The sequence below is a fragment of the Acidovorax sp. Q11 genome (assembly GCF_054950075.1).
On the sequence record NZ_JBUDZG010000002.1, the window covers coordinates 232,387 to 244,751 of the forward strand.

The window sequence follows — 12,365 nt, forward strand, 5'->3', positions numbered from 1 at the left end:
GTTGCCGGGCCCTGTGCTGTGGCCTGTGTGGTGCGCCGGGTGCTCAAAATACAAGAAAAAATGGCCGTTGCCGCGCGTCCATCATGCGCTTTATGCTATCGAAAATGAAGCATTGTGGGGGCTGCTACTGCAGCCACCCACCCGCCCAAGCCGCCAGCGCCGCGCAATGCACCACCACCGTGGCCCAGTACACGGCGCGGAAATCCTGCTTGCTTGACTTGTGCCGCAGCCACTGCTGCGCGCACCACGCGCCCGGCCAGCCACCTGCCAGGCTGAGCAGGTGCAGGTGTTTTTCAGGCGTGCGCCACCGGCCGCTTTGTGCCGCGCTTTTGTCCATGGCATAGGTGACAAAAGTCAGGAGGTTGATGGCCACAGCAGCGCCCAGAGACCACAGCGGGAGCCTGCCCGCCCAGACGCCCCAGCCCAGCAGCGCGGCCCAACCCAGCATCAGCAGCAGGGCGGGCAGGGCAGGGGCATTCCCCCCCTGGTGCGTTCGTGCAGGGCGCTCGCGGCGCGGGGCGGGTGGCGGTGCAGCTGCGCGCGCGTGCTGCGCCTTGCGTGGAGGCGCCGTTGTAGAGGCTTTGGGGGCTGGGCGGGTTGCGCCCTCGGCCTGGGCCGCAGGCTGCACCGCCATTGCCCGGGGCCCCTTGCCGCCCACGTGGATTTCTTCGTAGACCACTGCCAGCCCCTCGCGGGGCGCTGCGCTGCCCCGGTAATCCCGCACATGAAAGAACACATCGGCGGAGGTGTCGGGGCTGCGGATAAAGCCGAACGCGCGCGTGGTGTCCCAGCGGACAACGGTGCCTTGTTTCTGCATCGGTGAAAGGAAGCTCAGGCGAGGGTGTGCAGGGGAATGTCTTGCGCCACGGCCAGCGCATCCAGCTGGGCGCGGGTCTGCGTGCGCAGGAAGGCCGCTACGGCGGCGTGCGTGGCAGGCGCGCGCAGCACGACTGGGTCGCCCGTGGCGGGCAGGCCTGCAGCGGCGCACAGGCTGGCGGCAAAGTGCGGTTCCAGCGCGGCCACGGCCACGCGGCCGTCGGCGCAGGGGTAGATGCGGTAGCCCGCGTGGTGGCCGCCCACGTCGCCCTCGGGCGTGGTCAGGCCCCAGTCGCGCGGCTGGGCCAGCCAGGCGGCGGCGTCGGCCAGGGCAACTTCGATGCACACGCCGTTGCCGGTGTGGGCGCGCGCCAGCAGGGCCTGCAGCACGGCTTCGCTGGCCATCAGGGCGCCGCCCATGTCGGCGTAGAGCGTGGGGGGCATCTCGGTGCCGGTCACCAGGCCCGCATCGGCCAGGTAGGTCAGGTCATGGCCGGGCTCTTCAGCGCGCTCGGCGGCTGCGCCCACGATGCGCACCAGGGACAGGCGCGGGTACTTCGCTTGCAGCGCCTCCCAGGAGAGGCCCAGTTTGGTGAGTGCCGAGGGGCGGAATGAGGTGATCAGCACATCGGTGCGGGCCAGCTCCTCATGCAGCGCGGCCTGGCCTTCGGGCGTTTTGAGGTGGGCATGCACCACGCGCACGCCCTGGTGCAGCGTGGCATAGGCCGCAGGGCTGTAGATGCCCATGGGGTCGGCACTGGGGTAGCCGGGGGGCAGGGGCGGTTCGAGCTTGGTGCACTCGGCGCCCATGCGTGCACAGCGCATCAGGGCGGCGGGGCCGGGCAGGTTGAGCGCAAGGCTCAGGACACGGGTGTTGCGCAGGGGCTGGGGCAGGGAAGTGGTCATGGGCTCAGGGTTGTCTCGGTCTTGTGGTTTTGAATGGAAGGTGCGGCGCTGGAACTTCGCAGGGCGCGCGGGCTCACTCCCTGCGTTATACATAATTTGTTACGCTCCCTGACCCATGCAACGCAGAACCTCTTTGGCCGCCCTCACGGGCCTGGCCGCCTTTCCGGGAGCTTTCATGACCTCGTCTTTGAGCAGTGCCGCCACGGCGACCGCGCTGCAGGCGCTCAAGCCCTCGCCCCGCATGCCCGTGCTGTTTGTGGGCCATGGCAGCCCCATGAATGCCATCGAGGACAACGCCTGGCGCCGCAGCTGGCAGGCCATGGGCGCGGAGCTGATGGCGCGCGCAGTGCAGCCGCAGCTCATCCTGTGTGTGTCGGCCCACTGGCTCACGCGCGGTGGCTGGCAGCTCACCGGCATGGCCAACCCCAAAACCATCCACGACTTTGGCGGCTTCCCCCAGGCGCTGTTCGACCAGCAGTACCCCGTGCCGGGCGCACCAGCGGTGGCGCGCAGCCTGGCCAAGGAGCTGAAATCTCCTGCCACCGGCGCCGCATTGGGCGTGGACGAGGGCGAGTGGGGGCTGGACCATGGCACCTGGTCGGTGCTCAAGCCCATGTTTCCCCAGGCGCGCATTCCGGTGATGCAGCTCAGCATGGACTACAGCCGCGCCCCGGCCGAGCACTATGCGCTGGGCCAGCAGCTCAAGGCCTTGCGCGAGCGGGGTGTGCTCATTGTGGGCAGCGGCAACATCGTGCACAACCTGCGCGCATCCCGCCGTGGCTCGGCCGCCAACGAAGCGTATGACTGGGCTACCGAGTTCGACACCGTGGTGCAGGAGCAGATCAAGAAGGGCCAGCTGGGCGCCTTGCAGGACTTTCAGAAACTGGGCCCCGTGGCCCAGCAGGCACACCCTACGCACGAGCACTACCTGCCGCTGCTGTACGCCGCCGGTGCGGTGGAGTCCAGTGAGATGCCGCGCTTTTTCAACACCGGCTACCAGTCGGCGTCGATCTCGATGCGGTCGGTGCTGTGGGGGTGACGGGTTGCACCGGCGCGGCCTTGGTTGCTCTGATATTGATAGCTTCTAACGCTTATCCATCAGGCGGAAGAGGCCAAAAAGGCTAGATATCTTCAGGCTGCCCGCCGGTAGCGGTCTGCACAGGCTGGATGGTCAGCCACGGCCAGCGCTCCCGGTAGCTTTCTGCCTTGGCCTGGAACAGCGGCAGATGGGGGCAGGCCGGGTTGGGGCGCATCAGCCCGGCATACAGCTCCGCGAGGCCGTAGGGGGCGTACAGCAACGGTGGGGTTTGTGGTGTGTTGCCAGGCTGCAAACCCACGCAGGTGCAGGGCACCAGAAAACGCTCGATCCCGTGGCGGGCCGATTGCAGCGGCGCATACGGGTAACCAAACCAGCGCTCGTACCAGAGGTGCACGCGGGCCTGGTTCTTGGCTTCGACGGTGATGGGCAGGTCGGCGAAGAGGGCGGTGACTTGGGCTTGGACCTGCTGCTCCGCCGATTCGGACAAGTCGTTGCCGTCGAAGTAGAACAGGTCGTAGCCTTTGATGTTCGCCGTGGGTTCTAGGCCGGAACGCAGGTTCCACACCGTCTGGAACAGGCAGCCTGCGACCAGCCATACATCGGGCAGGCCCAGAAACGGCAAACGCTCCAGAAGGGCCGCATTGTGCGGGTTCTGGAGCGTTTCGCTCACAAAGCGGCGCGCGAGCGCCGCTTTCGCATCGTGCTCAGACGACCTTTGCAATGGCCTGGCAGACGTAGTCGATGTTCTTGCTGTTGAGCGCGGCCACGCACATGCGGCCGGTGTCGGTGCCGTACACGCCGAACTCGTTGCGCAGGCGCACCATCTGGTCCTTGGTCAGGCCCGAGTAGCTGAACATGCCGATCTGCGTGGTGATGAAGCTCATGTCCTGCTTCACACCGGCGGCCTTGAGGCCGTCCACCAGCTTCTGGCGCATGGCCTTGATGCGCACGCGCATTTCGGCCAGTTCTTGTTCCCACATCGCGTGCAGCTCGGGGTTGTTCAGCACGGCGGCCACTACCGCGCCACCGTGGATGGGTGGGTTGGAGTAGTTGGTGCGGATGACGATCTTGAGCTGGCTCAGCACGCGGCCGGCTTCTTCCTTGTCGGCGCACAGCACGGACAGGCCACCCACGCGTTCGCCGTACAGGCTGAAGCTCTTGGAGAACGAGGTGGAGACGAAGAAGTTCAGGCCAGCGGCCACAAACTTGCCGATCACCGCGCCGTCTTCGGCGATGCCGTGGCCGAAGCCCTGGTAAGCCATGTCGAGGAAAGGTGTCAGGCCCTTGGCCTTGACGGCGGCGATGACCTGGTCCCACTGGGTGGCGGTGATGTCGTAGCCGGTGGGGTTGTGGCAGCAGGCGTGCAGCACAACGATGGTGCCGGGGGCGGCTGCGTTCAGGCTGGCCAGGAAGCCGTCGAAGTTCACGCCGCGCTTTTCAGCGTCGTAATAGGCGTAGGTATCGACTTCAAAACCGGCGTTGGTGAACAGCGCGCGGTGGTTTTCCCAGCTGGGGTCGGAGATCAGCACCTTGGCATTGGGGCTGAGCTTCTTGAGGAAGTCAGCGCCGATCTTGAGGCCGCCCGTGCCGCCCACCGCTTGCACGGTCGCCACGCGGCCCGAGGTGACGGGTTCGCTGTTCGCGCCGAACACCAAAGCCTTCACGGCGTTGTCGTACGCCACGATGCCGTCGATGGGCAGGTAGCCACGGGCCGTGGGGGTGGACATCATGGTCTTTTCTGCGGCCTGCACACATTGCAGCAGGGGCAGCTTGCCGTTGTCGTCGAAATAAACGCCGACGCCCAGGTTGACCTTGTTGGGGTTGGTGTCGGCGTTGAATTGCTCGTTGAGGCCCAGGATGGGGTCGCGGGGGGCCATTTCGACGGCGGTGAACAGAGACATGAAAATCCTTGAAAGGTTGTCAGTAGCGAAGAATCCGGGCGTGGTGTACTGTGCCGGGTTCCGTCGATTTTAACGGCCCGCCTGCCCGACCCGTTGACCACGCCCCATGCCAGATATCACCGAAGTCATAACTGAAAAGCAAGACGGCGAGTTCGTCCATTTCCCCGACTCCCCCTTTGAGCTGTTCCAGCCCTACCCCCCGGCTGGCGACCAGCCCGAAGCCATTGCCAAGCTGGTGGAGGGTCTGCATGACGGGGAGACCTTCCAGACCCTGCTGGGGGTGACGGGCTCGGGCAAGACCTTCACGATGGCCAATGTGATCGCCCGCATGGGCCGCCCAGCCATCATCTTCGCGCCCAACAAGACCCTGGCCGCGCAGCTGTACAGCGAGTTCCGCGAGTTCTTCCCCAAGAACGCTGTGGAGTATTTCGTGAGCTACTACGACTACTACCAGCCCGAGGCCTATGTGCCCCAGCGCGACCTGTTCATCGAGAAGGACAGCGCGATCAACGAGCACATCGAGCAGATGCGGCTGTCGTGCACCAAGAGCCTGATGGAGCGCACCGACGTGGTGATCGTGGCCACCGTCTCGGCCATCTACGGCATTGGCGAACCGGAGAGCTACCACCGCATGGTGATGACGCTGCGCACCGGCGACAAGCTGGGCCAGCGTGATGTGATTGCCCAGTTGATCCGCATGCAATACCAGCGCAACGAGGCAGATTTCAGCCGGGGCAAGTTCCGCGTGCGGGGCGACACCATTGATGTTTTCCCGGCGGAGCATTCCGAGTTGGCGATCCGCATCGAGCTGTTCGACGACGAAATCGAGAGCCTGCAGCTGTTCGACCCGCTCACGGGGCGGGTCAAACAAAAGATCCCGCGCTTCACTGTCTACCCCAGCAGCCACTACGTGACCCCGCGCGACAAGGTGCTGGCGGCGGTGGAGACCATCAAGATCGAGCTGGCCGAGCGCCTGCAGCAGCTGGTGGCCGACGGCAAGCTGGTGGAGGCCCAGCGGCTGGAGCAGCGCACCCGGTTTGACCTGGAGATGCTCAGTGAGGTGGGGCACTGCAAAGGCATCGAGAACTACACCCGCCACCTGTCGGGCGCTGCGCCGGGGGACCCACCCAGCACGCTGACGGACTATATGCCCCGCGATGCGCTGATGTTCCTGGACGAAAGCCACCAGATGATCGGCCAGCTCAGCGCCATGTACAACGGTGACCGTGCGCGCAAGACCACGCTGGTCGAGTACGGCTTTCGCCTGCCTTCGGCGCTGGACAACCGGCCGCTCAAGTTCGAGGAGTTCGAGCAGCGCATGCGGCAGGTGATTTTTGTCACCGCCACGCCGGCGGACTATGAGCGCACTCACTCCGGCCAGATCGTGGACCAGGTGGTACGCCCCACGGGCCTGGTGGACCCGGTGGTGGAAGTGCGCCCTGCGACCCACCAGGTGGACGACGTGCTGCAGGAAATCCGCATCCGGGTGGAGAAGGAGGAGCGTGTGCTCATCACCACGCTGACCAAGCGCATGGCCGAGCAGCTGACCGACTACCTGACAGACAACGGCGTGAAGGTGCGCTACCTGCACAGCGATGTGGACACCGTGGAACGCGTGGAGATCATCCGCGACCTGCGCCTGGGGGCGTTCGACGTGCTGGTGGGCATCAACCTGCTGCGCGAGGGGCTGGACATCCCCGAGGTGTCGCTGGTGGCGATCCTGGACGCCGACAAGGAAGGTTTCCTGCGCGCCGAGCGCAGCCTGATCCAGACCATTGGCCGTGCGGCGCGCAACCTCAATGGCAAGGCCATCCTGTACGCCGACCGCATCACCGAGTCCATGAAAAAAGCCATGGGCGAGACGGAACGCCGCCGCATCAAGCAGATCGCACACAACGAGGCGCACGGAATCACGCCGCGCAGCATTGTCAAGCGGGTAAGAGACCTGATTGACGGGGTTTACAGCGAAAAAGCGGGCAAGGATGCGCAGCGGTTGGAGCAGGAGGCCCTGCAGCGCGCCAAGGTCGAGGACATGTCCGAGAAGGATGTGGCGCGCGAAATCAAACGGCTGGAAAAGCTCATGCTGGAGCACGCGCGCAACCTGGAGTTCGAGCAGGCGGCCCGCGTGCGCGACCAGCTCTCACGGCTCAAGGACCAGGCTTTTGGTGCGCATGGGGGCGATTCGGTGGCCTTATGAACGGGGAGGGGAAGGGCCAATAAATACAATACAGGCCAAATTGCGACCCGTTGGTTTTTTATCCCGACAAATTCAATAGGGATTTGTGTTATACTCGCACAAAACACTCAAGAACAAAGCCCAACGATGAAGGGCTCCGCGCAGACCGCTGTGTGGAGTAAGGGGCGGAGACGGTGCCCGTGCTGACCACTAGCCAGCGCAGGCAGTTTCTTTAACGAACGAGCCTCAGCACAAGGAGCTTGCAATGCGTCTCACCACCAAAGGCCGTTTTGCGGTCACTGCCATGATTGACCTGGCACTGCGTCAGAACAACGGCCCCGTCACCTTGGCTGCGATCAGCCAGCGCCAGCAGATTTCGCTGTCCTACCTCGAACAGCTTTTTGGCAAGCTGCGCCGCCACGAACTGGTGGAATCCACCCGTGGCCCCGGCGGCGGTTACACCCTGGCCCGCAAGGCGGGTGACATCACGGTGGCAGACATCATTGTGTCGGTGGACGAGCCGATTGATGCCACGCAATGTGGTGGCAAGGAAAACTGCCTGGGCGAAGCCGGCCGCTGCATGACGCACGAGCTGTGGGCATCGCTCAACCAGCGCATGGTGGAATTCCTCGATTCCGTGACCCTGCAAAAACTCGTGGATGAACAGCTCGCCAAGGGCGTGCAGATCGAAGACAAGCCAGTGGTGCGCCGCGCGATCTCGACGACACCCGTGGTCAAGCCCATTCGTGTGAATGCCCCCAACTCGGTGTTCGCGCTGGGCAACGTTTTCGCGAAGTCCTGACACCCGCAGAGCCCGCGCCGGCCCTTGGGGTCGGCACCGCCCTGAACGCGTTTTTCTGAACACCGATCTTTTCTCGTAAATCTGCCAGCCAGACACCCTTACTGAGCCAGCCATGGACATGACCCCGCACTTCCCCATCTATCTCGACTATGGCGCCACGACCCCGGTGGACCCCCGTGTGGTGGACGCCATGATCCCCTGGCTGCGTGAGCATTTTGGCAACGCGGCATCGCGCAGCCATGCTTGGGGCTGGGAGGCCGAGGAGGCCATCGAGAAGGCCCGTGTGCAGGTGGCAGACCTGATTGGTGCAGACCCCCGCGAAATCGTCTGGACCAGCGGCGCGACCGAGTCCATCAACCTGGCCTTGAAGGGCGCTGCCCAGTTCTACAAGGGCAAGGGCAAGCACCTCATCACGCTCAAGACCGAGCACAAGGCCGTGCTGGACACCATGCGCGAGTTGGAGCGCCAGGGTTTTGAAGCCACCTACCTCGATGTACAGGAAGACGGTCTGGTCAATATGGATGCCCTGAAGGCGGCCATTCGTCCTGACACCATTCTGGTGAGCATCCTGTTCGTGAACAACGAGATTGGCGTGATCCAGGACATCCCGGCCATCGGTGCGCTGTGCCGCGAAAAGGGCATCCTGCTGCACGTGGATGCCGCCCAGGCCACGGGCCGCGTCGCCATTGACATGGCCACCTTGCCCGTCGATCTGATGAGCATGACGGCCCACAAGACCTATGGTCCCAAGGGCGTGGGTGCGCTGTATGTGCGCCGCAAGCCCCGCGTGCGCCTGGAAGCGCAGATGCACGGTGGCGGCCACGAGCGTGGCATGCGCTCGGGCACGCTTCCCACGCACCAGATCGTCGGCATGGGCGAGGCCTTCCGCATCGCCAAGGAAGAAATGGCCGAGAGCAATGCCAAGGCCCATGCGCTGCAACAGCGCCTGCTGGATGGCCTCAAGGACATCGAGCAGGTGTTCATCAACGGCAGCATGGAGCGCCGTGTACCGCAGAACCTGAACATGAGCTTCAACTACGTCGAAGGCGAGTCGCTCATCATGGGCATCAAGGGCTTGGCCGTGTCGTCGGGTTCGGCCTGCACCTCGGCCAGCCTGGAGCCCAGCTATGTGCTGCGGGCCCTGGGCCGCAGCGATGAGCTGGCCCACAGCAGCCTGCGCATGACCATCGGCCGCTTCACGACCGAAGAAGAGATCGACTACGCGATCTCCACCATCCGCGAGAACGTGGCCCGCCTGCGCGAATTGAGCCCGCTGTGGGAGATGTACAAGGACGGCATCGACATCAGCACCATCCAATGGGCTGCGCACTGAATCCCTGAAGATTTTTTGAAGAATTGAAGAGGTACACATCATGGCTTACTCAGAAAAAGTGGTTGACCATTACGAAAACCCCCGCAACGTGGGTTCGTTCGACAAGGGCGACGATTCGGTGGGCACCGGCATGGTGGGCGCGCCCGCCTGCGGCGACGTGATGAAGCTGCAGATCAAGGTGAACCCCGCCACTGGCGTGATCGAAGATGCGCGTTTCAAGACCTACGGCTGTGGCTCAGCCATTGCCTCGTCGTCGCTGGTGACCGAGTGGGTCAAGGGCAAGACGCTGGACGAAGCGGCGGCGCTCAAGAACAGCGAAATCGCCGAAGAACTGGCCCTGCCGCCCGTGAAGGTGCACTGCTCCATCCTGGCCGAAGATGCCATCAAGGCTGCCGTGCTGGACTACAAGACCAAACATGCAGCCACTGCCGCCACCGCTGCCTGATCTACCGAGAGCGATATGGCCATCACGCTGACAGAAGCCGCTGCACGGCACGTCAACCGCTACCTTGCCCGCCGAGGCAAGGGCCTGGGCGTGCGCCTGGGGGTCAAGACGACCGGCTGCTCGGGGCTTGCCTACAAGCTGGAGTACGTGGACGACAGCGAGCCCGAGGACATCGTGTTTGAAAACCACGGCGTCAAGGTGCTGATTGACCCCAAAAGCCTGGCCTACATCGACGGCACCGAGCTGGACTTTGTGCGCGAGGGCCTGAATGAAGGCTTCAAGTTCAACAACCCCAACGAGCGTGACCGCTGCGGTTGTGGGGAGAGCTTCCGCGTCTGAGAAGGTGTGAACGCTCGCCAGCCTGCTGCGCTGCACCGTGAAACCGCCAACGCGCTTTGTGCTGGCGGTTTTTTCTTGCACTTTTTGCTTCGCCCCTTCTGCGCATGAACCTGCAATCTGACGACTTTGAACTGTTTGGCCTCGAACGCCGCTTTGCCCAGGAGCGCAGCGCCATCGACGCGCGCTGGAAAGAGCTGCAGCGCGAAGCCCACCCCGACAAGTTTGCGGCGCAGGGCGCGGCCGCGCAGCGCGTGGCCATGCAATGGTCCGTGCGCATCAACGAGGCCTACCAGCGGCTGAAAGACCCGATGCGCCGCGCGGCCTACCTGTGCGAGCTGCACGGCGCACCCATCAACGCCGAAGACAACACGGCCATGCCGGCAGCCTTCCTCATGCAGCAGATGGAGTGGCGCGAGGCGCTGGAAGAGGCCCGTGCCGAGAGCGAACTCGATGCACTGGATGACGGCGTCAGCCAGGCGCGCCGTGACGCGCTGGCGCATTGCGGGCAGCTCATCGACCAGCAGCAGGACTACGCGGGCGCCGCCCGCCAGGTCAGAGCCCTCATGTTCATTGCGCGATTTGCCGACGACATTGAACGTCGCCGAGAGCAACTGGGACAATAGAGCGGTTTTGCTTCCCCCAGGGCTTCCGTTTGAATGACGGCAGGCCCCACCACGTTGAGACCCGAAATTTCATGGCGCTTCTGCAGATTTCCGAACCCGGCCAGTCCCCCGACCCGCACCAGCGGCGCATTGCCGTAGGCATCGACCTGGGCACCACCCACTCTCTGGTGGCCGCCGTGCGCAATGGTGTGTCCGAATGCCTGCCCGACGCGCAGGGCAGGGTGCTGCTGCCCTCGGTGGTGCGCTATCTCGAAAAGGGAGGGCGCCAGATCGGTTACGACGCCGTGGCCGCCCAGGCCCAGGATGCGCGCAACACCATCGCCTCGGCCAAGCGCTTCATGGGCCGGGGCCTGAAAGACGTGGCGGAGGCGGGCAAGCTGCCTTACGACTTCGTTCCCGCCAGCGACGCGGGTGCAGGGGGCATGGTCAGCCTGGCAACGGTGGATGGCAACAAGTCGCCCGTTGAAGTCAGTGCCGAGATCCTGGCCACGCTGCGCTACCGCGCCGAAGACACCTTCAATGACGATCTGTATGGCGCGGTGATCACCGTGCCTGCCTACTTCGATGATGCCCAGCGCCAGGCCACCAAGGATGCGGCCAAGCTCGCAGGCATCCACCTGCTGCGCCTGATCAATGAGCCCACGGCGGCGGCGATTGCCTATGGCCTGGACAATGCCAGCGAAGGTGTCTACGCCGTGTACGACCTCGGGGGCGGCACCTTTGATATCTCCATCCTGCGCCTGACCCAGGGTGTGTTCGAAGTGATTGCCACCGGTGGCGACTCGGCCCTGGGGGGCGATGACTACGATGCCGCACTGGCCGACTGGGTGCTGCAGCAACTCGGGCTGGAGGCCGTCACCGCCGCCGATAAAACGGCCGTGCGCATGGCGGCCCGCGCCTGCAAGGAGGCGTTGACTACTACTGATTTGGTAGCATTCAAGGCAATACTGTCGAGCGGCGAAGCCCATTTTGACGTAAAAAAATCAGACTTCGAAGCCGTGACCGCCGAGCTGACGGCGCGCTCCATGGCAGCTGTGCGCCGCGCGCTGCGCGACGCACATCTGGCGCGTGACGAGGTGCAGGGCGTGGTGATGGTGGGAGGCTCCACCCGCATGCCGCAAGTGCAACGCGCGGTGACCGAATTTTTTGGCAAAGAGCCTCTGACCAACCTGAACCCTGATGAAGTGGTGGCCCTGGGCGCTGCCATCCAGGCCAACCAGCTCGCGGGCAACAACACGGCGGGCGACCTGCTGCTGCTGGATGTGATCCCGTTGTCGCTGGGCATCGAAACCATGGGAGGGCTGGTCGAGCGCATCGTGGCGCGCAACGAGACCATTCCCACGGCCAAGGCGCAGGATTTCACCACCTACAAGGATGGGCAGACGGCCTTGGCCGTCCACGTGGTGCAGGGGGAGCGCGACCTGGTGCAGGACTGTCGCAGCCTCGCGCGCTTCGAGCTGCGTGGCATTCCGCCCATGGCCGCAGGTGCTGCGCGCATCCGCGTGACCTTCACCGTCGATGCCGATGGCCTGCTGAGCGTGAGCGCGAAGGAGCAGGGCAGCGGCGTAGAGGCGCGCATCGATGTGAAGCCGTCGTATGGCCTGTCGGATGAGCAGATCGCACGCATGCTGCAGGAGGGCTTTGCCACCGCCGCGCAGGACATGAAGGCCCGTGCCGTGGTCGAGGCCCGCGTGGACGCCGACCGCATGCTGCTTGCCACCCAGAGCGCGCTGGACGCCGATGGCGATGTGCTGAGCCTGCAAGAGCGCTCCGCCATCGACGCCCTGATGGTGGCCCTGCGCCACCAGCGCGACGCTGACGATGCCGCAGTCATCGAAGCCGCCACCGACGCCCTGGCCAAGGGCACCGAAGCCTTTGCAGCCCAGCGCATGAACCGGGGCATCCAGCAGGCGCTGGCCGGCAAGAATGTGCAGGCACTCTGATACAGCCGAACGCATCTCCTCGAACAAGAAAAAGACCACCCC

Annotated in this window: 12 protein-coding genes; 8 read left to right on the forward strand and 4 right to left on the reverse strand. The window is 64.5% G+C overall.

Features of this window, described 5'->3' with window-relative positions; translation table 11 throughout:
• Positions 1-124: 124 nt before the first annotated feature.
• Both ACYZGB_RS03450 and ACYZGB_RS03455 read right to left on the reverse strand, forming a co-directional pair.
• Positions 125-817 (reverse strand): DUF1294 domain-containing protein, encoded by a 693-nt coding sequence (locus ACYZGB_RS03450; protein ID WP_462386799.1) that lies wholly within the window; start codon positions 815-817, stop codon positions 125-127.
• 14 nt (positions 818-831) lie between these two features.
• Positions 832-1,722 (reverse strand): CoA transferase, encoded by an 891-nt coding sequence (locus tag ACYZGB_RS03455; RefSeq protein ID WP_462386800.1) that lies wholly within the window; start codon positions 1,720-1,722, stop codon positions 832-834.
• A gap of 175 nt (positions 1,723-1,897) precedes the next feature.
• Here ACYZGB_RS03455 and ygiD point away from each other — a divergent pair, with 175 nt between their 5' ends.
• A complete protein-coding gene (gene ygiD / locus ACYZGB_RS03460) occupies positions 1,898-2,761 on the forward strand; it encodes a 4,5-DOPA-extradiol-dioxygenase (protein ID WP_462386852.1) in 864 nt (287 codons plus the stop codon).
• Positions 2,762-2,843: 82 nt separating this feature from the next.
• Here ygiD and ACYZGB_RS03465 read toward each other — a convergent pair whose 3' ends face one another.
• Together ACYZGB_RS03465 and ACYZGB_RS03470 are read right to left on the reverse strand one after the other, a co-directional pair.
• Positions 2,844-3,431, reverse strand: coding sequence for a nucleotidyltransferase family protein (locus ACYZGB_RS03465; protein WP_462386801.1), 588 nt, complete (start codon positions 3,429-3,431; stop codon positions 2,844-2,846).
• 34 nt (positions 3,432-3,465) lie between these two features.
• Positions 3,466-4,662 carry an amino acid aminotransferase gene (locus tag ACYZGB_RS03470; protein WP_462386802.1) on the reverse strand — a complete coding sequence of 399 codons (1,197 nt, stop codon included), beginning with the start codon at positions 4,660-4,662 and terminating at the stop codon, positions 3,466-3,468.
• Between the two features lie 106 nt (positions 4,663-4,768).
• Here ACYZGB_RS03470 and uvrB point away from each other — a divergent pair, with 106 nt between their 5' ends.
• From uvrB to hscA, 7 genes are all read left to right on the forward strand, one after another.
• Positions 4,769-6,859 carry an excinuclease ABC subunit UvrB gene (gene uvrB, locus ACYZGB_RS03475; RefSeq protein ID WP_462386803.1) on the forward strand — a complete coding sequence of 697 codons (2,091 nt, stop codon included), beginning with the start codon at positions 4,769-4,771 and terminating at the stop codon, positions 6,857-6,859.
• A gap of 244 nt (positions 6,860-7,103) precedes the next feature.
• Complete coding sequence (gene iscR / locus ACYZGB_RS03480; RefSeq protein ID WP_015013980.1) at positions 7,104-7,640, forward strand: Fe-S cluster assembly transcriptional regulator IscR; 537 nt, start codon at positions 7,104-7,106, stop codon at positions 7,638-7,640.
• Positions 7,641-7,752: 112 nt separating this feature from the next.
• Complete coding sequence (locus ACYZGB_RS03485; protein WP_462386804.1) at positions 7,753-8,973, forward strand: IscS subfamily cysteine desulfurase; 1,221 nt, start codon at positions 7,753-7,755, stop codon at positions 8,971-8,973.
• A 40-nt stretch (positions 8,974-9,013) separates the two neighbouring features.
• Positions 9,014-9,418, forward strand: a complete 405-nt coding sequence (gene iscU, locus ACYZGB_RS03490; RefSeq protein ID WP_063459050.1) for a Fe-S cluster assembly scaffold IscU — start codon at positions 9,014-9,016, stop codon at positions 9,416-9,418.
• Positions 9,419-9,433: 15 nt separating this feature from the next.
• Positions 9,434-9,757, forward strand: a complete 324-nt coding sequence (gene iscA / locus ACYZGB_RS03495; RefSeq protein WP_063459049.1) for an iron-sulfur cluster assembly protein IscA — start codon at positions 9,434-9,436, stop codon at positions 9,755-9,757.
• A gap of 104 nt (positions 9,758-9,861) precedes the next feature.
• On the forward strand, positions 9,862-10,380 hold the full coding sequence (gene hscB / locus ACYZGB_RS03500) for a Fe-S protein assembly co-chaperone HscB (protein WP_094286258.1): 519 nt from the start codon (positions 9,862-9,864) through the stop codon (positions 10,378-10,380).
• A 71-nt stretch (positions 10,381-10,451) separates the two neighbouring features.
• The gene (gene hscA, locus ACYZGB_RS03505; RefSeq protein WP_462386805.1) at positions 10,452-12,323 is read left to right on the forward strand and encodes a Fe-S protein assembly chaperone HscA; all 1,872 of its coding nucleotides are present in this window, start codon (positions 10,452-10,454) and stop codon (positions 12,321-12,323) included.
• Positions 12,324-12,365 lie beyond the last annotated feature (42 nt).